The 24,010-nt window shown below is 48.8% G+C and carries 29 protein-coding genes and 1 other annotated feature; of the genes, 27 read left to right on the forward strand and 2 right to left on the reverse strand.

Annotation, left to right across the window (positions count from 1 at the left end; genetic code table 11):
* Positions 1-85 precede the first annotated feature (85 nt).
* On the reverse strand, positions 86-1,678 hold the full coding sequence (serA, locus tag PAEVO_RS03490) for a phosphoglycerate dehydrogenase (RefSeq protein ID WP_100536292.1): 1,593 nt from the start codon (positions 1,676-1,678) through the stop codon (positions 86-88).
* A 191-nt stretch (positions 1,679-1,869) separates the two neighbouring features.
* Positions 1,870-2,100, reverse strand: a binding site (T-box leader).
* A gap of 226 nt (positions 2,101-2,326) precedes the next feature.
* Between serA and PAEVO_RS03495 the strand changes: the two genes are divergently transcribed.
* The 3 genes from PAEVO_RS03495 to PAEVO_RS03505 are packed head-to-tail and all read left to right on the forward strand — an operon-like array spanning position 2,327 to position 4,138.
* Positions 2,327-2,926 (forward strand): CPBP family intramembrane glutamic endopeptidase, encoded by a 600-nt coding sequence (locus PAEVO_RS03495; protein WP_100536293.1) that lies wholly within the window; start codon positions 2,327-2,329, stop codon positions 2,924-2,926.
* Positions 2,913-3,323, forward strand: coding sequence for a hypothetical protein (locus PAEVO_RS03500; RefSeq protein ID WP_100536294.1), 411 nt, complete (start codon positions 2,913-2,915; stop codon positions 3,321-3,323). Before PAEVO_RS03495 ends, PAEVO_RS03500 begins: the two co-directional genes overlap by 14 nt.
* Positions 3,320-4,138 carry a metallophosphoesterase gene (locus tag PAEVO_RS03505; protein WP_100536295.1) on the forward strand — a complete coding sequence of 273 codons (819 nt, stop codon included), beginning with the start codon at positions 3,320-3,322 and terminating at the stop codon, positions 4,136-4,138. Before PAEVO_RS03500 ends, PAEVO_RS03505 begins: the two co-directional genes overlap by 4 nt.
* A gap of 52 nt (positions 4,139-4,190) precedes the next feature.
* Here PAEVO_RS03505 and PAEVO_RS03510 read toward each other — a convergent pair whose 3' ends face one another.
* Positions 4,191-5,102: a polysaccharide deacetylase family protein gene (locus tag PAEVO_RS03510; protein WP_100536296.1), complete on the reverse strand. Its 912-nt coding sequence runs from the start codon at positions 5,100-5,102 to the stop codon at positions 4,191-4,193.
* Between the two features lie 93 nt (positions 5,103-5,195).
* On the opposite strand from PAEVO_RS03510, the gene PAEVO_RS03515 reads away from it, so the two are divergent.
* From PAEVO_RS03515 to PAEVO_RS03625, 24 genes are all read left to right on the forward strand, one after another.
* Positions 5,196-5,570: a hypothetical protein gene (locus PAEVO_RS03515; protein WP_100536297.1), complete on the forward strand. Its 375-nt coding sequence runs from the start codon at positions 5,196-5,198 to the stop codon at positions 5,568-5,570.
* A 202-nt stretch (positions 5,571-5,772) separates the two neighbouring features.
* Complete coding sequence (locus PAEVO_RS03520) at positions 5,773-6,384, forward strand: genetic competence negative regulator (protein ID WP_071223917.1); 612 nt, start codon at positions 5,773-5,775, stop codon at positions 6,382-6,384.
* A gap of 57 nt (positions 6,385-6,441) precedes the next feature.
* Positions 6,442-7,137 (forward strand): glutamic-type intramembrane protease PrsW, encoded by a 696-nt coding sequence (gene prsW / locus PAEVO_RS03525; protein ID WP_100536298.1) that lies wholly within the window; start codon positions 6,442-6,444, stop codon positions 7,135-7,137.
* A gap of 73 nt (positions 7,138-7,210) precedes the next feature.
* A complete protein-coding gene (locus PAEVO_RS33655; protein WP_009595221.1) occupies positions 7,211-7,357 on the forward strand; it encodes a hypothetical protein in 147 nt (48 codons plus the stop codon).
* A gap of 89 nt (positions 7,358-7,446) precedes the next feature.
* The gene (gene ypeB, locus PAEVO_RS03530) at positions 7,447-8,796 is read left to right on the forward strand and encodes a germination protein YpeB (RefSeq protein ID WP_100536299.1); all 1,350 of its coding nucleotides are present in this window, start codon (positions 7,447-7,449) and stop codon (positions 8,794-8,796) included.
* Positions 8,797-8,995: 199 nt separating this feature from the next.
* Positions 8,996-9,658 (forward strand): flagellar brake protein, encoded by a 663-nt coding sequence (locus PAEVO_RS03535; protein WP_100536300.1) that lies wholly within the window; start codon positions 8,996-8,998, stop codon positions 9,656-9,658.
* 64 nt (positions 9,659-9,722) lie between these two features.
* Complete coding sequence (locus PAEVO_RS03540) at positions 9,723-10,010, forward strand: DUF5359 family protein (RefSeq protein WP_100536301.1); 288 nt, start codon at positions 9,723-9,725, stop codon at positions 10,008-10,010.
* Between the two features lie 176 nt (positions 10,011-10,186).
* Positions 10,187-10,867, forward strand: a complete 681-nt coding sequence (gene cmk, locus PAEVO_RS03545; RefSeq protein ID WP_100536302.1) for a (d)CMP kinase — start codon at positions 10,187-10,189, stop codon at positions 10,865-10,867.
* 21 nt (positions 10,868-10,888) lie between these two features.
* Positions 10,889-11,479, forward strand: coding sequence for a lysophospholipid acyltransferase family protein (locus PAEVO_RS03550; protein WP_100536303.1), 591 nt, complete (start codon positions 10,889-10,891; stop codon positions 11,477-11,479).
* A 120-nt stretch (positions 11,480-11,599) separates the two neighbouring features.
* Complete coding sequence (gene rpsA, locus PAEVO_RS03555) at positions 11,600-12,817, forward strand: 30S ribosomal protein S1 (protein WP_100536304.1); 1,218 nt, start codon at positions 11,600-11,602, stop codon at positions 12,815-12,817.
* Positions 12,818-13,028: 211 nt separating this feature from the next.
* Positions 13,029-14,351 (forward strand): ribosome biogenesis GTPase Der, encoded by a 1,323-nt coding sequence (der, locus tag PAEVO_RS03560; protein WP_071223925.1) that lies wholly within the window; start codon positions 13,029-13,031, stop codon positions 14,349-14,351.
* 11 nt (positions 14,352-14,362) lie between these two features.
* On the forward strand, positions 14,363-14,989 hold the full coding sequence (plsY, locus tag PAEVO_RS03565; RefSeq protein ID WP_100536305.1) for a glycerol-3-phosphate 1-O-acyltransferase PlsY: 627 nt from the start codon (positions 14,363-14,365) through the stop codon (positions 14,987-14,989).
* Complete coding sequence (locus PAEVO_RS03570) at positions 14,982-16,022, forward strand: NAD(P)H-dependent glycerol-3-phosphate dehydrogenase (protein ID WP_100536306.1); 1,041 nt, start codon at positions 14,982-14,984, stop codon at positions 16,020-16,022. Before plsY ends, PAEVO_RS03570 begins: the two co-directional genes overlap by 8 nt.
* A 63-nt stretch (positions 16,023-16,085) precedes the next feature.
* Entirely contained in the window at positions 16,086-16,361 is a 276-nt protein-coding gene (locus PAEVO_RS03575; RefSeq protein WP_006209456.1) for a stage VI sporulation protein F, read from the forward strand.
* A 151-nt stretch (positions 16,362-16,512) separates the two neighbouring features.
* Entirely contained in the window at positions 16,513-16,683 is a 171-nt protein-coding gene (locus PAEVO_RS03580; RefSeq protein WP_481856482.1) for a DUF2768 family protein, read from the forward strand.
* A gap of 42 nt (positions 16,684-16,725) precedes the next feature.
* On the forward strand, positions 16,726-17,316 hold the full coding sequence (locus PAEVO_RS03585) for a hypothetical protein (protein WP_100536307.1): 591 nt from the start codon (positions 16,726-16,728) through the stop codon (positions 17,314-17,316).
* A gap of 61 nt (positions 17,317-17,377) precedes the next feature.
* The gene (locus tag PAEVO_RS03590; RefSeq protein ID WP_100536308.1) at positions 17,378-17,737 is read left to right on the forward strand and encodes a 2Fe-2S iron-sulfur cluster-binding protein; all 360 of its coding nucleotides are present in this window, start codon (positions 17,378-17,380) and stop codon (positions 17,735-17,737) included.
* A gap of 24 nt (positions 17,738-17,761) precedes the next feature.
* A complete protein-coding gene (locus tag PAEVO_RS03595; protein ID WP_100536309.1) occupies positions 17,762-18,514 on the forward strand; it encodes a hypothetical protein in 753 nt (250 codons plus the stop codon).
* Positions 18,515-19,120: 606 nt separating this feature from the next.
* The gene (spoIVA, locus tag PAEVO_RS03600; RefSeq protein ID WP_071223935.1) at positions 19,121-20,599 is read left to right on the forward strand and encodes a stage IV sporulation protein A; all 1,479 of its coding nucleotides are present in this window, start codon (positions 19,121-19,123) and stop codon (positions 20,597-20,599) included.
* Positions 20,600-20,858: 259 nt separating this feature from the next.
* Positions 20,859-21,131 carry an HU family DNA-binding protein gene (locus PAEVO_RS03605; protein WP_006209463.1) on the forward strand — a complete coding sequence of 91 codons (273 nt, stop codon included), beginning with the start codon at positions 20,859-20,861 and terminating at the stop codon, positions 21,129-21,131.
* An 84-nt stretch (positions 21,132-21,215) separates the two neighbouring features.
* Complete coding sequence (gene mtrB, locus PAEVO_RS03610) at positions 21,216-21,440, forward strand: trp RNA-binding attenuation protein MtrB (protein ID WP_071223937.1); 225 nt, start codon at positions 21,216-21,218, stop codon at positions 21,438-21,440.
* Positions 21,441-21,614: 174 nt separating this feature from the next.
* Positions 21,615-22,187, forward strand: coding sequence for a DoxX family membrane protein (locus PAEVO_RS03615; RefSeq protein ID WP_100536310.1), 573 nt, complete (start codon positions 21,615-21,617; stop codon positions 22,185-22,187).
* 128 nt (positions 22,188-22,315) lie between these two features.
* Positions 22,316-23,278 carry a 1,4-dihydroxy-2-naphthoate polyprenyltransferase gene (locus tag PAEVO_RS03620; RefSeq protein ID WP_100536311.1) on the forward strand — a complete coding sequence of 321 codons (963 nt, stop codon included), beginning with the start codon at positions 22,316-22,318 and terminating at the stop codon, positions 23,276-23,278.
* Between the two features lie 113 nt (positions 23,279-23,391).
* Positions 23,392-23,934: a hypothetical protein gene (locus PAEVO_RS03625; protein ID WP_100536312.1), complete on the forward strand. Its 543-nt coding sequence runs from the start codon at positions 23,392-23,394 to the stop codon at positions 23,932-23,934.
* Positions 23,935-24,010: the final 76 nt, after the last annotated feature.

Below are 24,010 nucleotides of genomic sequence, written 5' to 3' on the forward strand. Positions count from 1 at the left end.
GTGTTTTTTTGTTGAAATTAAGGGGTTAATCTTGTTCTACGTGGAACAATGATTAACCCCTTATACCTTGATTTCTCGCCTGAATTTAGCCCAGCGCGATTTGCTGCGCGGTGTTCAGTTCTGACAGCCCGGTAAGCTTGATCAGAACGTCTTTAGGAACGTCTTTGTCCACCGTCAGAAGCATGATGGCTTCACCGCCGATGACTTTACGTCCAACCTGCATGGAGGCGATGTTGACATCGTTCTCGCCGAGCAGGGTTCCGACACGACCGATAATGCCCGGTTTGTCGTTATGGGAGATCAGAATCAGATGACCTTCCGGAGAGATGTCGACCGGGAATTTATCCAGACGGACAATTCGTTCGCCGTAACCCAGCAGGAGTGTACCTGCGACAATTCGCTCCAAACCGTTTTGCGTCTTAAGTGTAACGGTAACGAGGTTGGTGAAGTCTTTGGTTTTTGGTGTCTGGGAAACAACGACGTGCAGATCACGGCTCTTCGCCAAATGCATGGAGTTTACAATATTCACTTCGCTTCCGAGGTGGCGCTCCAGCACACCCTTCACGATGTATCGGGTCAGGGCTTGCGTATCGACTTCAGCCAGCTCGCCTGCATAGTCGACGTGAATCTCCTTCACCGCATGTGCGGTGATCTGAGCGGCCACACTGCCCAATTTCTCGCCGAGCGAGAAGTATGGGTGCAGTTTGTTCATCACGCTAGCCGCTACAAGCGGGAAGTTGACCGCATTCTTAAACGGCTCGTTGCGCAGGATATGAAGCACTTGTTCCGACACGTCGATTGCAACGTTCTCCTGAGCCTCAACGGTAGATGCGCCCAAATGCGGGGTCACGATAACCTTGGGATGGTTCAGGAACGGATGATCGCTTTCAGGCGGCTCATGTTCGAATACGTCAAATGCAGCTCCGGCAACAATGCCTTCATCGATCGCTTCCACGAGGGCGCGTTCGTCAATAATGCCGCCACGGGCGCAGTTCACGATGCGCATGCCGCGCTTCATTACTTCGAATTGCGGTCTTGCGATCATATGGCGCGTTTCCGGCGTAAGCGGAGTATGGACCGTAATGAAGTCTGCATTGCGGATAATGTTATCCACCGAGGAAAGCGTTACGCCCAGTTTGTCCGCACGCTCTTCCGTCAGGAACGGATCGAAGGCAAGAATGTTCATGCCGAAAGCCTTGGCGCGTTTAGCCACCTCGCTGCCGATTCGTCCCATTCCCATAACGCCCAGCGTTTTGTTGCGCAGCTCAACGCCGAGGAAGGATTTGCGGTCCCAGGATCCGCCCACAGTTTTGGCATAGGCCTGAGGGATGTGTCGGGCGAGGGCAATCATCATGGCAAACGTATGCTCTGCTGTTGTAATCGTGTTACCGTCAGGCGCATTAATAACAACGATCCCGCGCTTCGTAGCAGCTTCAAGATCAATGTTGTCAACGCCAACGCCTGCACGGCCAACAACCTTGAGATTGGTTCCTGCATTCATAATGCGTTCTGTCACACGTGTCTGACTCCGTACGAGGAGTCCGTCGTATTCACCGATGATGGCAGTGAGCTCATCTTCATTAAGCCCGGTTTTTTTGTCTACCTGCACGTCGGCGGCATCCATTAACTGCTGGATCCCCAAATCACTGATCGGATCCGATACCAATACTTTAAACATGGTTTCTCTTCCTCCTTAAAATCCTCTATAAAATGCGGTACTGCAATATTGAATAAGGATTACGCTGGGGCGTATTCCGTTATACACCAAAGATTCCAATAAAGCTGCAAGAGGTCTATACAGGTTTGACGCGGTGTCGTGGCAAAGAGACAGGAACATAAAAAACTCCCAATCCGCATACTACCTCCGTAGTAAGGGACGAGAGTTATTCGTGGTGCCACCCTTATTCGCTGCCAACTTGCGGCAGCCTCAAGCGGTCTGTTCAGACCATGATTGGTAACGGATATCATCCGATTTGCGCCTACTTCAAGTTTCAGCGAAATATCTCAGGAACGCTCAAGAATACTTTTACGCCACCGATTTACACCACCCATCGGCTCTCTGAGGACGTTACAGCTTCTCTTTTCCATCATCGGTTTTCACAGATTAATTTTTTCATAATGTATCATGGCTCTAACATTGTGTCAATAGGTGTTTATTCTGTCCATAGGCCTTATAGTAGGGGAAGAAACAAGGGTTAGCCTTGAATGTCATGCCGTTAATTTGCTATGATGCATATGCCCGCCTATGATTGAATCATTCTGATATTACTGTGGTTGTACACGAAGATAATCTTAAAAATCAAGATGAAAGACAGGCCCATCTTCTATGAAAAAATTTAAAATACGCGTAAAAAGAATCGAAGCCCATCAATTAAACGATCGGCTGCTGCTTATTAATCTGTATCTTACCCAAGGATTGACACTCATTGCAGGTTTGATCTGGATCCTGTTTCAGCAGAGGAATCCGTTTGGGCTCTTTGTCATTCCGAAGAATATCGAGTTTGTTTATTGGGGGCTCGGACTTGCTGCAGCAATGCTGATCGTGGATTTTGTATTATCCCGGTTTGTGTCAGAGGATAGTATGGACGATGGCGGAATCAATGAAATGTTGTTCCGGAAAAGGCCGGTTTGGCATATTTTTGTTATAGCTCTGATCGTATCCATCTGCGAGGAGTTATTGTTTCGAGGAGCCATCCAGCATGCGTTCGGACCATATTGGACAAGTATCTTGTTCGCACTTATTCATGTCAGATATTTAAAACATTGGCTTCCAACTGGGTGGGTTTTCTTAAGCAGTTACGGTCTTGGCTACGTCTATATTCAAACGGGTACCATTTGGGCGCCCATCCTGTGTCATTTTCTGATTGATTTCATATCAGGAATGTTGATTCGGTTTCGGAGGAAAGAGGAACATGAACGAACTTAGCAGAATGCAGCGACATCAGAGCCGAAATAAAAGCCGCAAGAACAAGTCAACGGCTCAATCAGAAAAAAGAACGGCAGCGAAGTCGCAACAAGCAGATGAAACGAGGAATCGATCTAAATCGCCGCCCTCCATAAGCTCCGTGGAGCAAAAGCACCAGAGCAGCAGTACAGCGGATGGATTGAGCCGTTCCAGATCGACCCGGTCCCGCCAGCGTCAAGCAGAGGAGGAAGTGTCCGCTCCTAAACGAACGAATACATATTCCTCTTATCGCGTAAGAATGAGCAAATGGTTTGTGAACTCATTGATCGTTATTTTCATATTGTTAATGATAGGTCTCCTGTGGTGGGGACTTATCGGAGCGCCTCCATTAAAGGAATTGTTAAAGGAGTTATTATGAGTGTGTTGATGTGGATAGCAGGTGCTGCGGCACTCGGTGCAGGCGCTATCGGCTGGATGAGGGCTGAAGCCAAGGGTTATCGAGTGCGTGAAGAAGAAGTGGTATCCGAACGTATCCCTCACTCGTTTGACGGCTTTCGGATATTGTTCATCACCGATATACATCGCAGACAATTGTCAGAAGTGAAGCTATTATCCAATCTATCATCGGTGGACTGCGTACTGCTTGGTGGAGATATTACGGAAAGAGGGGTACCCCTTCAGCGAATGAGGCATAACATGTCGGTGCTGGTCCGTATCGCACCCGTGTATGCCGTCTTGGGGAATCATGATCTGCATGCAGGCAAGGACGCTGTCCGTAAAGTATTGCGGGAGAGCGGCGTCATGCTGCTGAATGACAAAACCGTTACGTTAAAGCGGAGTAACGAGCTTATTGCTCTCAGCGGAGTAAGGCAGCCGGCCAGCCGGAAGCACCCGTACACAAGATTTCGGGGACATGCAGCCGAAGACCAGTATCACATCATCCTAGTGCATGATCCGATATGGGTCAAAGGTAAGGAAGCAGTGCATGGGGATCTTGTGCTGGCAGGACATACCCATGGGGGACAGATTGTGCTGCCCATTGCCGGAGCCGTTCGTCTGGCGCGCTTTTACAAGAAGTTTAAATCCGGATGGTATACGCTGCCGAGAAAGAAGGGCGAAACCAAACCTTCTTCCAGGATGCTGATCAGCCGGGGATTCGGTACCTCCCATATCCCGCTGCGCTTGCAATGTCCCGCAGAATATCATGTGCTTACATTACGCAAAAAACCTTAATTCGATCGTCAGCTGGCGACGGCAGAATTAAGGTTTTTTGTGTTTTTTCGAATTATCTTATTTTAGGTTCGATTAATTGCGGATCCACGAAGCCATACCCTTTGGCTTCAAGCTTGGTCAGCAAGGTATCAAGGGCCTCAACGGTCCAGGGAAGCTCATGCATCAGAATGTTGCTGCCAGGGTGAAGCTGTTCCAGCACATTGCTGACTACGGCATCGGGTTTGTTTTTGTTTTTGCTTTCCCAATCCAGCGAACCGTTGGACCAGGTCATGAACAGCAGGTCATGATCAAGGGCAACTTCCTTGACGGTATCTCCGCCTGAGCCAAATGGAGGACGAAAAAACTTCGGTTCCGATCCGGTCGCTTCTTTGACGATTTGCTGTACATCCCCGATCTGTTCCTTCACCTTCTGTTTGCTTTCTTTTTTCAGGTCGATATGATCCCAGGAATGATTCCCAATGATTTGACCGCGGTCATGGATCAGTTTTAACAGCTCTGGATGCTCCTTCGCACGGTATCCATTGACGAAGAAAATCGCTTTGGCATCATGTTTGTCCAGCGTATCGATCATTTGGTTGATCATGGTTTTATCCTTTGGGCCGTCATCAAACGTGAGCAGCACGACTTTTTCGGGTACGGAATCATCATTGGGAACGATGCGATACACCTTATTCATGTGATATTTCGGTTCAGATGGTGCCTCGTTGTCAGGACTCTTGACAGCTTTATCTGATGGGTCCGCGGATTTATCCACGTCAGGCTCAGCTTCAGGCTTGTCCGTTTCGGCTGCCTTGTCGGTGCCTTCTTTCGGAGTGGACACCTGTCCGGAGGTTTCATTTTGCTGCGCTGCCCTGTCATTACCGACTTCCGTGGCCGTGCTTTGCTTCTGAGCCGCGCCGTTGCTGCCACATGCGCTGAGCATAAGGCAGAAAGCCAGCAGAAGTACTGTTCGTGTTCTAACCATGATTCCATCTCACTTTCCTGTATTTATGTAGCATGAGTTCTTGGCGGTGCGAGAACAATAATCTCGAGTTTATCATAGAAGGAGGTATCATTTGTGAAGACTTCGTCATTTCTATATGGTGTCATTATCGGCGCCGTTGCATGCCGGATGATTTCCCGTAATAACAGCAAGTTCTTCTCCTCAATGATGAAAGATGCGAATCTAGGCCGATTCGCGGATACCGCGATGAGTAAAATTCAGGGCACCAAGAGCCAGCAATATTCTGGCTTCAGCCAAGAAAGCGTGTCTCCCAGTTCAGGCCGACATGATTCCACTCATTCCAATGGAACTGCAGGGGTACAGACATCGACTCATTCGAAGGCTGCCAACCTGAAACAACTCAAGGATTTCATCCGAAACAACCCTGATGTTAAAAACGAAGTCGAACAGATTTTGAAAGAGACCCATACCGTCATACCGGGTTTGTAAACGGCATGAACCATTTTGAATCATTCTCGGGGAGCGGCCACACGATTCCCTGTGAATGATTCTTTTTTCTTTAGCTACATATTTACGTGCATTTGTGGTTATTAAATGATAAAATCAATTATATAAAACCATTTTTATCACGTCATAATCCAGACATCATAATTTGTTATAAACTTTTGTTTTACGTAAGGAGGATCCTGTCATGAAAATAGAGCGTTTGAGTCAAGATAAGATACGGATTTTCCTCACGTTTGACGATCTGAGTGAGCGTGGGATCCAGAAGGAAGAGATGTGGCAGGAAATACCGAAAGTTTATGACCTGTTTACGGAGATGATGGATCAGGCATACAGTGAACTCGGATTTGATGCCACCGGACCTCTTGCCGTTGAGGTGTTTGCACTGCCTGCCCAGGGCATGGTGGTTATTGTGACGAGAGGGAAATACGATCATCATTTCGGCGGCTTATCCGAAGAAGATATGCCGGACGAGATTTATGAAATGGAAGTAACGCTGGATCAAAGTGATACGATCGTCTATGTTTTTCAGGATTTTGAAGTGCTCATTGAAGCATCGCATATGTTGAAGGACCTTGTAGGCGGAGCGGGTAAGCTCTATCACTATATGGATAAATGGTTTTTGTACTTCGATCCTGAGGAATTGGATAGCGAGAAGCTGCCGGCGGTTATTGCGATGCTGGCTGAATTCGGTGAATCCTCCTCAGTAACGGAGGCGATGCTGGAGGAATACGGGAAGAAAGTCATGCCTCAGCAAGCAGTTGAGGTTATCTGTACACACTTCCAGCGTCAGCATTAATGAAGGTGGGCGTGCGTGCCGGACTTCAGGCCCGCAACTAACGGAAGGGGAATTTTAGTGCTGGTGTTCTCGGTAATTGCGTCAGCTTTGGCGCCGGGACTCGCATTGCTCACGTATTTTTACCTGAAAGATAGGTATGATCAAGAGCCCCTGCACATGGTGATCAAGGTGTTCATGTTAGGGGTTCTGATCGTTTTCCCGGTTATGATTTTGCAGCGGGGAATGATACTATGGCTTGGCGACAATCCGGTAGTCAACTCATTGTTCGTTTCGGCGGGCGTTGAGGAATTTCTGAAATGGTTCGTAATGTATCACATCATTTTTAACCATACGGAATTTGACGAGCCTTATGACGGCATCCTTTATGCAGTGGCGATATCGCTGGGATTTGCTACGGTAGAGAATTTGCTTTACGCCTGGTACAGCCAGGCAGCCTTTGGTCCGATGTTCTTACGAGCACTGCTGCCCGTTTCGGGACACGCAATGTTTGGCGTGATCATGGGATACTACATGGGACATGCGAGGTTCACGGAAGGGAAACGAAGAAGATTCTTCCTCGGTCTATCCTTGTTCCTGCCTTGGATGTGGCATGGTCTGTACGACCTGATTCTGAACCTGCTGACCCACACATGGGTATGGTTCATCGTACCGCTTATGGTGCTGCTGTGGTATGGCGGCATGGGCAAAATCTCTAGAGCTAACAACCGTTCTCCTTTTCGTTTCATTAAGCGGGAGGAAGAGGTTAACACTTAACAAATCAGGGCACACTTCATTCTATAGACCTCGGCTGACAGCCAGGGAATCATAGAAAGGGAGGTGTCTTTTTTTGCGTGTAAAAGTGAAAATTCTTTGCAAAGATTGCGGTGAACGTTTTGTGCTGCGGGGAAAAAAGGAGCAGGGCCGGATTGAAACCGGATTTAAGCAGTGTCTGTGCAACAATCGCGATCACTTCGATATTGAGGAAGATTTCTAAGGGATGAAGGAATTATACAGAGATGCATAAGACTTCTTTCTTCTAGTCAAACTAACGGCAGTGAGTAGAAGAAAGGAGACTATCGCATCATGTACAAACGATTAAGCGCTATTCTGTTTCCTGTGGCCACAATTTTATTGATCGGGGCTCTGGTATGGGGTTATCAAGAGAATAAAGAGAAAAACGCCATATTGATTAATGCCGAGAACCAATACCAACGGGCATTCCATGACTTGTCATACAATATGGACAGGATTCATGCCGAGCTCGGCAACACACTTGCGGTAAGCTCAACCTCCCAAGGGATGCACCGGAAGGGCTTGATGAATGTATGGCGCCTAACCAGCGAGGCTCAAAATGAGATCAGCCAGCTGCCGCTTACGCTCCTTCCCTTCAACAAGACCGAAGAGTTCCTTTCCCGAATTTCTAATTTTGCCTACAAAACAGGTGTACGTGATTTAACGAAGGAGCCGCTCAGTGAGGGTGAAGTCAAAACGTTGAAATCCCTGTACGCCAACTCCGGCGAAATTACAAAGGACTTGCAGCATGTGCAGAACAAGGTTATCGCAAACAGCTTGCGCTGGATGGATGTAGAGACGGCCCTGGCAACGAATAAAGTCGAAGACAATTCCATTATTGACGGCTTCAAGACGGTGGACAAAAAGGTGGAGTCCTACCCTGAGCTTGATTGGGGACCATCGGTAAGCAGCATTTATGACCGCCGTTCCGTGAAGCAATTGGCAGGCATGCCGATATCGGAAGAGGATGTAAAACGCAAAGCACTGAAGTTCTCGGATGTGGGCAATAATGCCAAAGTACAAGTGACGAAGAACGGAAGCGGCACCGAGTGGGTATCTTATACAGCGAAGGTACAACATCCGAATGGGCATATGCTCAGCATGGACTTTACCGAAAAAGGCGGCCAGCTGATTTCCTATACGGATGAGCGGAATGTTGGCGCCAAGCAAGCGTCCGTTCAGGCTGCAATCGACAAAGCCCAGCAATTCCTGACGAAAAAAGGCTACTCCGACATGACGGTTGTTTCAGCTGACCAATATGACAACCTGGCCAACTTTTCCTTTGTCCGTGAAGAGGACGGTGTGCTGATTTATCCTGAGAAAATCACCGTTCGTTCTGCTATGGACAATGGGGATGTCATTGGATTCCAGGCCAGCGACTTTGTGTATGAGCATCAGATCAAGCGAGAAATCCCGCAGCCCAAAATTAGTCTTGCCGAAGCGGAAAAGGTCTTGAATCCTGAGTTCAAGGTGCTCTATCACCGTAAAGCCTTAATCAAAAACGACCGTTCCGAGGATGTCCTGTGTTATGAGTTTGGCGGGCGAATCAACGGTGCTCAGTATCGGATTTACATTAATTCGGATACCGGCCTTGAGGAGACGGTTGAGGTTGTAAAGGATGCGCAGGCAGGAATCAAATAATCGAAGATTGCGTGATTCAAGCCGGTTCAGGAGCTTTCCTGAATCGGCTTTTTGCATGGGATGAAGGAGCCGAAGCAACCGGGACCGTTCCATGTTTCCCAAGAATAGGACATGAATCGACCATGATTTGAAGATTTTGTCCTATGGGCTGTGGCATCCCATGATATAATGGGAAATAATGATTATGATGAATTAGTGGGTGAGCGCATTGTATCCAAAGATTAACGATGTCCTCTATATCCAATTGGATACGGGGGATGAGAAGGAAGCCAATATTGTATATAAATCCCGCATTTCCGACATGGATGACGAATCGATGTATATGGAGGTTCCGCTGCAGGAAGGGACGGGCAGGCTGAAAAAGCTGTACATCGGGGACGAGCTGTCCGCTTACTTTTTGACGGAAGGCGGAGTCAAGAATTTCTTCAATTCCTACGTCCTGAGTCACCATGAGGATATTATCCGTCTGGTTCGCATCAAGAAGCCGGAGCAGGATCAAATTACGAAGGTGCAGAGAAGAAGCTTTCTCAGGGTGCAAGCCGAGCTCGAGGTAGCAGTCATGACCAATGACGGCACCCAGTTTTTAGCCAAAACCGATGATGTCGGCGGCGGCGGCGTATCCTTTCATCTGCAGCCGGATCAAACGATTGCGGAAGGAAGTATATTGACTTGCTGGATACTCATCCCGTTTAAGAACGGATCCGTGGAGCACGTCCCGTTTGAAGGCGAGGTTGTAAGGGTGAAGCAGCTGCCTACCAATCGAAGCATCGTTATGCTGAAGTTTAATCAGATCGCAGATATGGAACGGCAAAAGCTGATTCGTTTTTGTTTTGAGAGACAGTTTGATTTTCGCAATCGTTAATGCATAAAAAGGACAGGCCTGTGGCACACTATCCGAAAATTTTGTCCCGGAGGGACTGCCTGCCATGTCAGAAATAGTAAACGATCAAGATCAGCTGCTCGAAAAAACAAGACTGGAAGTTAAGCATGAGGAGAAGGGACAAGCCCTGCATGACCGCTATGGAAAAGTGCTCCTTAAGCTGCTGATCTGGCTTGTGCTTGCCCTGGTGATTTTCCAGCTGCTATTGCATTATGAGCCCAGCCGGCCCTATATTTCGCCCATTCAGCAGATGGAGGGTGTTCCCGTTAACGAGCCAAATGTAAACGATTGGATGGGGGAAAACACCCCTTCTCTTTTGCATCACTCTAGCTAGTGTGGTATAATTTTCACGTCGCAGGCGGGCGCCTGCTTTTTTCTTGAAATATAAGATTGTGCCATTGTTTCATTCGCGCTGTCTTGTATATTTTCACTAGAGAAACGGTGATTCCGTCCGTAAGGGATGGTAAGCCCTTTCGATTTCGAGGTATATGTTTGAGGAGGAATGCCCCGTTGGTTACGCAGGGGACAGGTTATCGCGACAGAATTAATATTGCCATCGACGGTCCGGCAGGCGCGGGAAAAAGCACCGTAGCGCGTATGGTAGCCAGCAGGCTGCAGTACATCTACGTGGATACCGGAGCCATGTACAGGGCAGTCACCTGGTTCATGCTGAACCAAGGGATTTCTCCAGAAAATCCCGAAAAAGTGCTTCAACATGCACAAAACATGGTGATTGAATTAAAACCGCATGAAAATGGTCAAATGGTCTGGCTGAACGGGGAAGATGTTACACCCTATATTCGTTCACATCAGGTTAGTGCAGTGGTATCCCAATATGCACGAATCGAGGGTTTGCGAATAAAGCTTGTCCGTTTACAGCAGCAAATGGCACAGGACAAGGGCGTTGTCATGGATGGACGTGACATCGGCACGACGGTGTTGCCGGATGCTGAGGTGAAGATTTTCATGACGGCCAGTGTCAAGGAACGTGCTCTCCGCCGCTTCAATGAGTTGAGTGATGAAGGCATATCGCTGGAACAACTGGAAAGAGATATCGCAGAACGTGACAGGCTTGACCAGGAACGTGAAGTGTCGCCGCTCCGATGCGCAGAGGATGCCATCATACTGGATACGACACATATGGATATCAACCAGGTTGTGGAAGCAATTCTTTCATATTGCGAAACTTAAGTGGGATGGGGAGAAATGGGCATGATTTATGTTTTTTGCAGAGCGGTGGTCCGCGGTTTGTTCGCTATTCTCTACAGATTCGAATCTGTCGGCGTACATAACATACCTTCAGAAGGCGGCGTGCTAATCTGTAGCAATCATATTAGCATTCGAGATCCGATATCTGTGGGCATTCACGTCAAGCGCCAGGTTAAGTTCATGGCCAAAGCGGAACTGTTCAACATTCCGGTGTTCGGATGGCTGGTTCGTCAGCTTGGAGCATTTCCGGTCAAGCGCGGCGGAGTAAGTAAAGATTCGATCAAAACCGCCCTCACGATATTGCGTACCGGTGAGATCATGGGTATCTTTCCTGAGGGCACGCGCAATTCTGATTCAACCGCGGCAAAACGGGGTGCGGCAAGCTTCGCTCTCCGCAGCGGGGCGACGGTCATACCGGCTGCCATCATTGGAGATTACAAGCTTTTTCGCAAAGTGAAGATCATCTATGGTGCACCTGTGGACCTATCCCGGTTTGAAGGTGACAAGTCACCGGAAGCTCTGGATGCGGCAACCGAATTGATCATGGCAAAAATTCACGAAATGCGCGCAAGCGGCCAGCCAACCGTGAACTGATTTATTCGCTCCATGCATAAAAAGCATGGGAAGATTGGAAAGATACTACAGCAATTATGTTTTGAACTTCGCCAATGCGAGTTTAAATAAATGGGGTTTGAATTGAGGAGGTTATTTGACATGTCGGAAGAAACAAGAAATCAAGAGGCTGCTGAAAACCAAGAGCAGATGGACCAAATCGTATCCTTGAAAAAAGGGGACACCGTGAAAGGGACGATCGTCAAACTGGAGGACAACCAAGCTTACGTAAGCATTGGATATAAATATGACGGCGTAATTCCTGTTCGCGAACTGTCTTCTGTACAGCTTGATAATGCATCCGATGCGGTTCAGGTTGGCCAAGAGGTAGAATGCAAAGTCGTTAGCATTAACGACGACAAGGAAAGCCTGGTTCTTTCCAAGCGCGCGATCGACACTGAGAATTCATGGGAAGAGCTTGAGAAGCATTTTGCGGATCAAGACGTATTCGAAGTAACGGTGGCTGACGTGGTGAAAGGCGGACTCGTAGCCGATGTTGGTGCACGCGGATTTATTCCTGCATCCATGGTAGAGCGTCATTTCGTTGAAGACTTCAGCGACTATAAAGGCCGCACGCTTCGCGTGAAAGTAAAGGAACTGGACCGCGAGAACAACAAAGTAATTCTTTCCCAGAAGGATGTTCTGGAAGAAGAGTTCGAAGCAAACAAACTTAAAGTGATGTCCGAGCTTCAAGACGGCCAAGTGCTGGAAGGTACAGTACAACGCCTTACGCAATTCGGAGCATTTGTTGATGTTGGCGGCGTAGACGGATTGGTTCACGTATCCGAGATCGCTTGGAGCCATGTCGACAAGCCTGCCGATGTATTGTCCGAAGGCGATCAAGTGCGTGTGAAGGTACTGAAAGTGGATCCTGAAAAGGGCAAAATCAGCCTCAGTATCAAAGCAGCCGCTCCGGGTCCTTGGGAAACAGCTGGCGAGCAATTCAACACTGGCGACATCGTAACAGGCGTTGTTAAACGTTTGGTTACGTTCGGGGCATTTGTTGAACTGGCACCAGGTGTTGAAGGTTTGGTTCATATCTCCCAAATCTCCCACAAGCATATCGGTACACCGCAAGAAGTATTGAAAGAAGGCCAAGAAGTTCAGGTTAAAGTGCTTGATATCAACACTTCCGAGCAACGTATCAGCCTGAGCATCAAAGAAACGGAAGAAGCGCCAGCTCAAGCTCCGCGAGCTGAAAAACCGTCCAAAGGTCCTAAAATCGACCTGAAAGACAACCCGAACGTTTCTTTGAACAATCAAGGCATGAGCGTTACGCTTGGAGAGCGTTTCGGCGATAAGCTGAGCAAATTCAAGTAAGCCCGGGAACAGTTTTGTTCGGTCTATTGACCTATCATAACGAAGTCGGCGAACCCAGAAATCTGGGTTCGCCATTTGTTTTTTTAGGGGACGAACGTTTACGGATGTTGTAACATGGGGTAGAGCATAATAGAAATGCAGATGAAAGGTTAGCCAATTGTAACGTTTTTTGCTATGATGATAATCGTAAGAATTGACAGGAGGAGTGACTATGGCAAGACCCGTAGTGGCTATCGTCGGACGGCCAAACGTCGGTAAATCCACCATATTTAACCGATTGATTGGCGACAGATTAGCCATCGTTGAAGATAAACCGGGTATTACCCGTGACCGGATTTACGGTAGTGCCGAATGGAACGGTAAAGCGTTCAGTGTCATCGATACCGGAGGTATCGAAATCGATGGCGATGACATGATATTGAAATCGATACGCATGCAAGCCGAGCTTGCAATTGAAGAAGCGGATGTCATCGTATTTATGTGCGATGCGAAGACAGGGGTTACCCAATCGGACGAGGAAGTTGCACAGATTCTGTTCCGATCAGGTAAACCAGTCATACTCAGCGTAAACAAAGTGGATAATTTGAAGCGCGTGGATGATATCTATGAGTTCTATTCCCTCGGATTTGGCGATCCTGTCGGGATATCGGGAAGTCACGGCACAGGGATCGGCGACCTGCTGGATGTTGTGGTCGAGAACCTGCCGGAACTGGAAGACGACGGATATGACGAGGATGTTATTCGAGTTGCCCTGATTGGCAGACCGAATGTGGGCAAGTCCTCTCTCGTTAATGCCATTTTGGGAGAAGAGCGCGTCATTGTCAGTGACGTTGCCGGTACTACGCGCGATGCTATTGACACGCCGTTCGAGAAGGATGGGCAGCGGTATGTGCTTATCGATACGGCGGGCATGCGCAAACGTGGGAAAGTCTATGAGACCACGGAGAAATACAGCGTTATGCGGGCCATGCGTGCCATCGAGCGCGCGGATGTCGTTCTCGTACTGATCAACGGGGAAGAAGGCATCATCGAGCAGGACAAGCATATTGCCGGTTATGCCTATGAGGCCGGTAAAGCGTCTTTGTTCGTCGTGAACAAATGGGATATGGTCGAGAAGGATGACAAAACGATGCAGCAGTTCGAGAAAAAGATCCGCGATCATTTCTTGTTCATGACCTATGCGCCGGTTGTTTTCCTGTCGGCCAAAACAAAGCAGCGTTTGCAGAAGCTGCTCCCTGTCGTTAAGCATGTGGCTGATCAGCATTCACTGCGCGTGCAGACGCATCTCCTTAACGATGTCATATCCGATGCGATTGCCATCAATCCGCCTCCAACGGATAAGGGAAGAAGATTGCGTATTAACTACTCAACACAGGTTGCGGTTAAGCCGCCGACCATGGTCGTATTTGTCAACGATCCGGAATTGATGCACTTCTCATATGAGCGTTACCTTGAGAACAAGATTCGGGCCGCGTTTGACTTTGAAGGTACACCCATCAGGATATTTACTCGAAGAAAGTCTGATGAGAGTTAGGGGAGAATAGCTTGATTTTGGAGATCGTAGCGATAGTTGTGTGTTATTTACTCGGTTCGGTAAGCTTCAGCGTGCTGCTTGCCAAAATCCTAAAAGGGATTGATATTCGTCAGCATGGCAGCGGCAACGCCGGGGCAACCAATACCCTTCGCGTCCTGGGAAAGGGACCTGCCATACTTGTATTGGCTTTGGATGTAATTAAGGGCATCGCTGCGGTTTGGATCGGACGATGGCTCGGGGGAGACAATGCGTGGCTGCCGGGATTGTGCGGTATTGCGGCCATTATCGGTCATAATTGGCCTCTTTACTTCCGCTTTCGAGGCGGCAAAGGGATTGCAACAGCCATTGGGGTGCTTGCTACGCTTTGCTTTATACCAGCGTTTATAGCAGGCATTATTGCCATTCTATCCATTGTTTTTACCCGTTATGTATCTTTGGGTTCCCTTATTTTTGTAGTGCTTACCCCTGTTTTTCTATTGATCGCTGATTATTCGTGGCCAATCTTTTGGACGAGCTTGATCATATGCATATTCGCCTTCTGGCGGCATCGCTCGAACATCGTGAAGCTTGTGCAGGGGCGTGAAAACAAGCTGGGTTCTGGAAAAGGAAAGGACAAAGGAGGGAAGCGCGTTGTCTGACAAAGTCGCTGTTCTGGTGGCAGGCAGTTGGGGAACCGCTTTGGCAAGTGTTCTCGCTTCAAATGACCTGGAGGTTGTCGTCTGGACAAGAACGGAGGAACAGACTCGTGAAATCAACGAGTCGCATACCAATAACCGTTATTTACCCGGGGTGGAGTTATCACCGAATATTCGCGCTACAACCGATATGAAAGAGGCCGTCTCATCGGCTGTTGCTGTAGTTATCGTTGCACCTTCGTCCGCGATGCGGGAAGTGACGGGGCAGCTGAAGCAGTTTTGGACCGAGGACATGCTGGTGATTCATGCGACCAAAGGATTCGAGACTGAATCCTTGAAGCGGATGTCCACCGTCATATCCGAGGAGCTTGGCTGTGAGGAAGGCCGCGTGGTGGTATTATCAGGACCAAGCCATGCGGAGGAAGTGGTCAGACGCTGCCCTACAACGGTCGTAGTGGCGTCTTTGAATGCCGAGGCGGTTGTAGCCGCTCAAGATTTGTTCATGAACACGTATTTCAGAGTGTACACGAATCGGGATATGATCGGTGTTGAGCTGGCCGGGGCTCTAAAGAATATAATCGCTTTGGGCGCCGGGATGTCCGACGGGCTGGGCTTCGGTGACAACGCCAAGGCAGCGCTTATCACGAGAGGTTTGGCAGAAATTTTGCGAATCGGCATGGAAATGGGCGCGAATCCAATGACGTTTGCCGGGCTTGCAGGGATCGGTGACCTCGTGGTTACCGCCACCAGCCAGCACAGCCGAAACTGGCGGGCTGGTTCGATGCTTGGTCAGGGTAAGAAGTTAGATGAGGTTCTGGGTTCCATGGGTATGGTTGTGGAAGGAATACGCACGACCCAAGCCGCACATGCCATCTCCGAGAAATACGGCGTACAGATGCCGATTGCCGACCAGCTGTATCACGTGTTGTTTAAAGACCGGAATCCCCGCATCGCCGTGGAAGCCTTGATGGGTCGGGATCCCAAGACCGAGATGGAAATGATGCCGCTTGAAACATGGGAGCAATGGCACACCTAGCTTATTCACCATTCCGATGATTGACTCATATATTGATGTGAGGATGTCGGAGGAGGGGTGGAAATGAGCAAAAGCTTTCACAAGGATGTACTGAATGCGATTAACAAGAAAAGCGGCAAGAAAATTTCTTCAGGGGCTGTCAATAAGCTGGCTAGCACGGTTAAGCCGTCTACAATGCAAAATGAAGCCCAGCTCCGCCAGCTGATCAAGCAGGTATCTTCGATGGCGAACATACCTGTTAGTGAGGACACGATCCAAGAGATTGTCGGCGCGGTGAAGAAGAGTGGCATGAATCCAAGCAATATGGAAGCCTTGATGAAAATGATGATGAACAAATAAGATACGATGATGATGTTGAACAAAAGACGCTCCGGATTGGATAGCGGCTTTTGTTCTTTTTTTCGACATACCTGGGGTGAGGCGCTATCATTTTCGTGATATAATAGGTTGAAATTGATGAGAGAATGGAGAGTTTCGTGACATGGATCCGATGCAAAAGATGTGGCTGTCCTTAGTCGCATTATTGATTATGGCACTGTCCGTCATAGTGGTTACGCTTGCGCGAAGTAAGACCAAGGGTTTTCTGCGCGGCGCGCTGTCGTTCGTGGCCTTTATGATGATGATTTTCGGTTTTATTATTGGACTGGCCTCCATCATATAACGTAGGAAGTCAATCCGGGACGATACGGTAAAGGGGTGCAGCATGACGCTGAATGATCTGCCGGAATTGGAGAGTGTGTTAGCTACCGCCATTCATAAGCTGAATCAGGTACCTATTGCTTGGCTGCTGGGTGGAAGCTGCAGCTTGCTTCTGCAGGATGTAACATTGGACAAGCCGCCGAGAGATATCGATATATATACCGATGCAGGGGGCGTACAGTCATTGCATGAGTCGCTGGCTTTTATGGCCGTGGATGCTCCCCGATTAGACCAAGAGGGGATATATTCTTCGATTCTGAGCCACTATGAAATAGAGAAAGTTCCGATTGAACTGGTAGGCGGATTTGAAGTGAATTCAAACGGGTCCTCCTACTGTGTTGAGATCGATCCATTGCTGTATCCTGCAGCACCAGAGAGTCATATACAGGGCGTCACGGTACGACTGATGCCGTTATCCCATGAACTGGTGTTTAATGTGCTTCGGGATCGACCCGATCGGTACAATGCCATTGCAGAGGCGATCCTGAGGGACATGGACCAACATATGCCGCTGCTTCAGCAGCTGTTAAGCCGGAACCGTTTGAGCGTGGAACATCGGACGGTGTTGAACCGATTAATCGGACTACAGCCATAACTGGCGAATAGGGCCGGCAGCATGGAAGAATGTGTACATAAGAAAAGGAGCGCGTTTACCGTTGGACTACGAGGTGTTATTTCTGCCGGATCAAAAGAAGGTCAAGGTTCGTCCGAACACGAATGTACTGGATGCCTCCCGCCGGGCCGGCGTGCGTATTCCTACCCGTTGCGGAGGCAAAGCCGGTTGTTTGATGTGCAAAATCATAGTTCCGAGCGAGGAACGAGATCATTGCTCTGCTCCGGAGCCCAAGGAAATCAGGAAGCTGGGGACATCGATGATGGAACAAGGCTACCGGCTATCCTGCCAGACGAGAATCACGAATCATATCAAGGTAATGATTCCCGAGGACCCGCTCAAAGCTGCGATACGCAAACAGCTCGAAGCAGCGAGAAACCGGGAGTCCGATGACTTTATTTAAAGCGAAGGATGATGTTAGTTGAGTATGATCACTTGGATGACCCAAGCGGCAGGCCGTTCGAAGCGGATGTCTACCGTCTTAATCCTGGTGCTGTTTCCGATGTTGCTGACAGGTTGTCTTTATCCTGACGAGAAATTGCAGGAGAACAAGGTTTCATATAGGGAAAGTGTCAAACGGATACAATCGGCTGTAGATGATTTTTATAAAGAACAGGGAATCTTGCCGATGATTACGGCAGGTCCGGAAATTCCGCGGTATGAGAAATACCGGGTCGATTTGGATCAGCTGAAGAACCGGGGATACATCGACCAAATTCCGGATACGGCATTTGAGAAGGGCGGCAGTGGCTATTTTCTCATTATTAATGAGGAAACCGAGCCAACCGTGAAGGTTATGGACTTGACCACGGCCCAGAAGGTGAATGACGTTCAGAGAGCCGTGAATTTGTACAAAATGGCGCATGACAACGCTCTTCCTGCAGGGGAAGCCCTGTACCCGGGATATACGGCAGTGGACCTGTCCAAGACCGATGCCAAATCCCTTTCATTACTGAGTGTATACTCGGGTCAGGAGATGACCTTCATGATGGATGAAGAGGGAACGGTATACGCCGATTATGCATTCGATATTATGCAGGCTATCCAGAAGAACGGTTCCGATCCTCAAGAAGGTGAGGATTTACGGGTGTTCCTGGAGAAGGAATCCTATTATGTCCCCGTAAAATCCGTACCTTATATATGGAAGGATGGGCAGCCCGTTGCTCAGCCGCTATCCTAAACCTATACCCGCCGTGATCGGCGGGTATTTTTGTTGAACCTACATGGTTACCGATAACTGGTGAGGATAGGGGATTCGGAAGCCATGAAGCGGACCTGTATTTTTTTCTTGAGACCCTTCTTCGATAGATTTTTTAAAAATGGTTGAATCTATTTGGAATATCTATTAAAGTGCGCGCATATTCATAATCTGAAAGAGTAGTGCGGGCAAGAGCCGGTTGCCCACATCATGAGGCATACGAAAACGTCTGAAGGCGCACAGCATGAAGACAAACCGCGCCCTTAGCGGTAGTTGTTTTTAACGGTATTCGAGGGCAGTGTCTAGTTGGTTTAGGCCTATTCGATATCCTTAAAAAAAACTGGACGGACTTTAAGGGGCAACCGTCATATTTTTGAACCCGGTACATATGATGTTACTAGTCCAAATGCATGTACGAGTTACGCCGCTTTGCCGTTTCCATCAAAACTCATGGAATACCGGCGGCGGGATGCTGGCGACATTGTAAAGGCTGCTCATCTGTTGCAATGGCTTTGGCTATGAGTGGAACACGAAGCGGATGCTCTTAAAGCATTTTTCCTTCGGAGTAATTTGAGGAGGGGATCTCTTTTGGAAAAAGTGGACATTTTTAAGGACATTGCCGAACGGACCGGAGGGGACATTTACTTAGGTGTTGTCGGTGCCGTCCGTACGGGAAAATCAACCTTCATCAAGCGGTTTATGGAGACGGTTGTTCTCCCGAACATTACGAACGAGGCGGATCGAGTAAGAGCTGTCGATGAGCTGCCTCAAAGTGCTGCTGGGAAAACAATCATGACAACCGAGCCGAAATTCGTGCCGAACAACGCGGTACAGATCAAAGTTACGGAAGGTCTTGAGGTCAACGTCAGATTGGTGGATTGTGTAGGTTATGCCGTTGAAGGCGCTAAGGGCTACGAGGATGAGAATGGCCCGAGAATGATCTCGACGCCATGGTTCGAAGAACCGATTCCGTTCCAGGAAGCGGCTGAAATCGGAACGCGCAAAGTTATTCAGGAGCACTCCACGCTTGGCGTCGTCGTCACGACAGACGGAAGCATTGCGGAAATTCCGCGGAGCTCTTATGTTGAGGCTGAGGAGCGCGTTATCGAGGAACTGAAGGAAGTCGGCAAGCCATTCGTGGTGGTCATTAACTCGACGCGTCCACGCAGTGAAGAAGCGCTTCAGCTGCGCAATGAGCTGGCAGAGAAATACGACATTCCGGTGATGACACTGAGTGCGGCCACGATGACCGAAGATGATGTAACCGGTGTTCTTCGTGAAGTATTGTATGAGTTCCCCGTGCATGAAGTGAACGTTAATCTTCCTAGCTGGGTTATGGTGCTTAACGAGAACCACTGGCTGCGCAGCAACTATGAGAACTCGGTCAGAGATACCGTGAAAGATATCCGCCGTCTGCGTGACGTGGACCGGGTGGTCAGCCAGTTCATGGAGTATGACTTCATCAACCATGCCGGACTTAGCGGCATGAATATGGGGCAGGGCGTTGCCGAGATCGATCTCTTTGCACCTGACGAACTGTATGACCGGATCCTGATGGAGGTTGTGGGTGTCGAGATTCGCGGTAAAGATCATTTGCTGCAGCTAATGCAGGAGTTCTCTCATGCCAAACGGGAATACGACCGCTTCGCTGAAGCGCTTGAAATGGTTAAAACGACAGGTTACGGTATTGCTGCTCCTTCCCTGGCTGAGATGGCGTTGGATGAGCCTGAGCTTATCCGTCAAGGCACCCGCTTCGGGGTAAGATTGAAAGCGACCGCGCCTTCCATCCATATGATTCGGGTCGACGTGGAATCCGAGTTCTCGCCGATTATCGGCACAGAGAAGCAAAGCGAAGAGCTTGTGCGCTACCTGATGCAGGATTTCGAGAACGATCCGATCAAGATTTGGGAATCCGATATATTCGGACGCTCGCTGCACTCGATCGTCCGTGAAGGAATTCAAGGCAAAATCGCAATGATGCCTGACAATGCGAGATATAAATTGCAAGAAACTTTGGGTCGGATCATCAACGAAGGTTCCGGCGGTTTGATCGCGATCATTCTTTAAGTGAGTATAGCTAAGGTGTTGAATACGCAGTCGCTAACGGGTCTAAAGTCCCGATTAGCGGCTGTTTTTCGTGTTTTCTTTGGTAGTGCAGAGCAAAACGCTTGAAATTATGAGATGGCTGTATTACTATAAATTTGTTCCGCGTCATGCATTCTAAACGCGAGATAGGGGTAAAATACCCGATTGCACGTATAATTTGCGGTAAAACGGAAACAGTGAATAGCAAGTGGAGCACATTCCTTGTTAGGGAGGTGAAAGAATGAATAAATCGGATCTGATTACACAAGTAGCTGAATCTACTGAGCTTTCCAAGAAGGATGCAACTAAAGCGGTTGATGCCGTTTTCGATGCAATCTCCGAAGCGTTGCAAAGTGGAGACAAAGTACAGCTGGTCGGCTTTGGCAACTTCGAGGTTCGCGAGCGTTCCGCACGGAAAGGCCGCAACCCGCAAACAGGTGAAGAAATCGAAATCCCTGCGAGCAAAATTCCTGCATTTAAACCTGGTAAAGCGCTCAAAGACGGAATCAAATAAAGATTTCTACATATTACCTAAGAGCACAGGTCGTGAATTCGTTCACGGCCTTTTCTTTTAGCTTACGGTGAGGAGGTCTGAACAATGGAGAACGTTCAAAACGGGGATTATTTTATCGTCAAGGCGCTGGACCATGGCGTGCAGGTGATCGGCCTTACCCGCGGTCAGGACACCCGGTTTCATCATACCGAGAAGCTGGATAAAGGCGAGGTCATCATCGCCCAATTCACGGATCATACGTCTGCGGTTAAAATACGCGGCAAAGCTGAGGTCATGACCAAGCATGGGAAGATTGAATCCGGCATTTGAATAGGATTACCATCTTGGCAAAGCCCCACCAAATTGGTGGGGCTTTTTTATGTTTGATGTTTCTTTACATGGATTATGTGTTAACCCATTGTTAAAGGTACCCTTGTTGGATTCGCGAACGTTGTATATACTAGCGGGAATGAATAAAAATACGAGAGGATGTTTGAAAAAATCATGGCAAAACAACTCAGAGAGGGACAATATGTGGTAGTCCCTGAAAATCCGGTATCCATGTTTCTGTTCAGCAGTACCCGCTCCGGCTGGATTTGGCTGCTTGTGAGGCTGTATCTCGGTTATGCCTGGTTAACGTCGGGGCTGAAAAAGCTGACGGCGGAAGCCTGGACGGGAAGCGAAGCCGGAGCGGCCATTCAGGGCTTCGTCGGGGGAGCGCTGGCTAAGGCAGAAGAGGGGAAGGACGTCACCGGATGGTATGCTTCTTTTCTCGAAGGGTTTGTGCTTCCCAACGCCAAGCTGTTTTCGTATATGGTGGCCTTCGGCGAGGTCTTGGTCGGACTCGGGCTGATCTTGGGTCTGCTGACGGGGATTGCCGCGTTTTTCGGCGGATTAATGAATGCCAGCTTTTTATTCGCAGGCACGGTAAGCTCCAATCCATTATTGTTTATATTGGCCACATGGCTGGTCATGGCCTGGAAAGTGGCGGGCTGGTATGGTCTGGACCGCTGGGCGCTGCCGCTGCTCGGTACGCCTTGGAGTCGCAGGCGCAAGGATCAGAACATCCCGGAATAAATTGGTTCTCGCTCCAGAAGTAACATTCGTCACTTTTGCAAACGCGTTTGTCAAGTACAATTCCAACAGACCGCGGCCATGAAATCCTTTAATCTGAAATCAGATCAATTGGATAAAGGATGATGGTCATGGGAATCCGAGCTTTTTTTAAACTGGTGGAAATTCAGACGAAGGTAGCCAGCATGATTCCGTTCCTGTTCGGAACTTTGTATGCATTGTTTCGTTTTCAGCAGTTCGACGGGTATCATTTTGCCCTGATGCTCGCGTCGTTGCTCTCGTTTGATATGGCAACAACGGCGATCAATAACTATTACGATTACAAAAAAGCGATTAAAAAGAACGGGTTCGGTTACGAGCAGCACAATGCCATTGTACGTTATAACCTTAAGGAGCCTGCGGTTGTGTCCGTCATCATCGTGCTGCTCTTGACAGCCGTTGGTGCAGGGATCGCGCTTTTCCTGTCTACGGGCTGGTTGATCCTGCTGCTGGGCGGATTGTCTTTTGCCGTAGGGATATTATACTCGTTTGGACCGATTCCGATCTCGCGGATGCCGCTGGGCGAGCTGTTCTCCGGATTGTTTATGGGATTTGTCATTATATTTATTTCGGCTTGGATCCACGCGGAGGACAGCCATCTGGCGGTTCTGGACCTGCACGGCAGCGTTCTGTCCCTTCAGGTGAACCTTCCTGAGGTACTGCTGCTGCTGGTGGTATCGCTGCCGGCCATACTTGGGATTGCCAACATCATGCTGGCCAATAACATCTGCGACATGGATGAGGATATGGAGAACAAGCGGTATACGCTGCCCGTATATATAGGATTCAGGCCTTCTCTAAAGCTGTTCCGAATTCTGTATTGCCTTGCTTATCTGGACCTGGCGGCCCTTCTCCTGATGAAGGTGCACCCCGTGTTAGTTCTTCTGGTGTTCGTCACGCTTGCTCCGGTTTATAAAAAAAGCGCCGTATTCACAGCCCATCCATCCAAAGAGAAAACATTTGCAATCGCGGTGCAAAATTTCGTGTTCATGAATCTGGCGAGGATCGCCGCGCTGGGGGTGGCAGTGGCGTGGACTTCTCAATCGTTCTTCTAAACCGAATAAGGCTCGTTTTACCTGAAGCAGGCATAGCCTGCTTTTTTTCTTTATACAATGAGGTATGGACTAATGAGGTGCGGAAGAAACTAGGAATAGAGGAGGTTTAGGACATGAAGCACTGGCGATCCGTACGAGCCGTACTCCTGCCCGCGGCGATTGCATGTATCATGCTCGCACTGTTATTGGGGCTTCAATCGCAAGCCCGTTATAAGGTCGGCGCTGTGACAGCGGCGATACCCTATCACAGCCGGGAATTAAGCGATGCCGGATTAGTGGACTCCCTAATGAATCTTCCTCTTCACTTGAAAATAAGCCGGGCAGATTATGATGAAGGCGCGCTAACGCTGGATATCAAATTGAGCGATCCCTCGGAGACGGCCGCCGAGGTTTATGAGGATATCGCCAGCATTATGTCCTTTACGTTCGAAGGAACGGATAATGTGCAGCAGCTGTATCTAAGAGTGGTAGCCATCGATCGTTGGGGAGGGAAGCGGTATATGCTGCTGGCTTCGAATATGAATAAGGATGCCTGGGACTCACGCTATGCGGAAGCTCTGACCCAGCTCGAGAACGGCGATGTTCCGCCATCCATTGCAGCCGCTCTTAACCTAACATTTACGAATCTTTGGCTTAAGCAGTTCAGCAGCCCCTGAAAGGGGTAAAATAGTAGATGACAGGGCATGTACGCGCCTTGAACATGTGTTATAATAGATTGGATTGTGGGCTCAA

This window comes from Paenibacillus sp. GM2FR, assembly GCF_002803325.1.
GTDB classification, from domain to species: domain Bacteria; phylum Bacillota; class Bacilli; order Paenibacillales; family Paenibacillaceae; genus Paenibacillus_AQ; species Paenibacillus_AQ lautus.

What these genes read in the sequence shown, in the direction of transcription:
- PAEVO_RS03540 (WP_100536301.1), top strand. Translation starts at nt 9,723, where the DNA reads ATGTCAGAAATAGTAAACGATCAAGATCAGCTGCTCGAAAAAACAAGA.
- ypeB (WP_100536299.1), top strand. Translation starts at nt 7,447, where the DNA reads ATGTACAAACGATTAAGCGCTATTCTGTTTCCTGTGGCCACAATTTTA.
- PAEVO_RS03625 (WP_100536312.1), top strand. Translation starts at nt 23,392, where the DNA reads ATGAAGCACTGGCGATCCGTACGAGCCGTACTCCTGCCCGCGGCGATT.
- PAEVO_RS03585 (WP_100536307.1), top strand. Translation starts at nt 16,726, where the DNA reads ATGACGCTGAATGATCTGCCGGAATTGGAGAGTGTGTTAGCTACCGCC.
- PAEVO_RS03500 (WP_100536294.1), top strand. Translation starts at nt 2,913, where the DNA reads ATGAACGAACTTAGCAGAATGCAGCGACATCAGAGCCGAAATAAAAGC.
- PAEVO_RS03615 (WP_100536310.1), top strand. Translation starts at nt 21,615, where the DNA reads ATGGCAAAACAACTCAGAGAGGGACAATATGTGGTAGTCCCTGAAAAT.
- PAEVO_RS03505 (WP_100536295.1), top strand. Translation starts at nt 3,320, where the DNA reads ATGAGTGTGTTGATGTGGATAGCAGGTGCTGCGGCACTCGGTGCAGGC.
- PAEVO_RS03495 (WP_100536293.1), top strand. Translation starts at nt 2,327, where the DNA reads ATGAAAAAATTTAAAATACGCGTAAAAAGAATCGAAGCCCATCAATTA.
- PAEVO_RS03605 (WP_006209463.1), top strand. Translation starts at nt 20,859, where the DNA reads ATGAATAAATCGGATCTGATTACACAAGTAGCTGAATCTACTGAGCTT.
- PAEVO_RS03520 (WP_071223917.1), top strand. Translation starts at nt 5,773, where the DNA reads ATGAAAATAGAGCGTTTGAGTCAAGATAAGATACGGATTTTCCTCACG.
- PAEVO_RS03580 (WP_481856482.1), top strand. Translation starts at nt 16,513, where the DNA reads ATGCAAAAGATGTGGCTGTCCTTAGTCGCATTATTGATTATGGCACTG.
- PAEVO_RS03510 (WP_100536296.1), bottom strand. Translation starts at nt 5,102, where the DNA reads ATGGTTAGAACACGAACAGTACTTCTGCTGGCTTTCTGCCTTATGCTC.
- PAEVO_RS03595 (WP_100536309.1), top strand. Translation starts at nt 17,762, where the DNA reads ATGATCACTTGGATGACCCAAGCGGCAGGCCGTTCGAAGCGGATGTCT.
- serA (WP_100536292.1), bottom strand. Translation starts at nt 1,678, where the DNA reads ATGTTTAAAGTATTGGTATCGGATCCGATCAGTGATTTGGGGATCCAG.
- PAEVO_RS03620 (WP_100536311.1), top strand. Translation starts at nt 22,316, where the DNA reads ATGGGAATCCGAGCTTTTTTTAAACTGGTGGAAATTCAGACGAAGGTA.
- PAEVO_RS03575 (WP_006209456.1), top strand. Translation starts at nt 16,086, where the DNA reads ATGAGCAAAAGCTTTCACAAGGATGTACTGAATGCGATTAACAAGAAA.
- der (WP_071223925.1), top strand. Translation starts at nt 13,029, where the DNA reads ATGGCAAGACCCGTAGTGGCTATCGTCGGACGGCCAAACGTCGGTAAA.
- PAEVO_RS03550 (WP_100536303.1), top strand. Translation starts at nt 10,889, where the DNA reads ATGATTTATGTTTTTTGCAGAGCGGTGGTCCGCGGTTTGTTCGCTATT.
- rpsA (WP_100536304.1), top strand. Translation starts at nt 11,600, where the DNA reads ATGTCGGAAGAAACAAGAAATCAAGAGGCTGCTGAAAACCAAGAGCAG.
- mtrB (WP_071223937.1), top strand. Translation starts at nt 21,216, where the DNA reads ATGGAGAACGTTCAAAACGGGGATTATTTTATCGTCAAGGCGCTGGAC.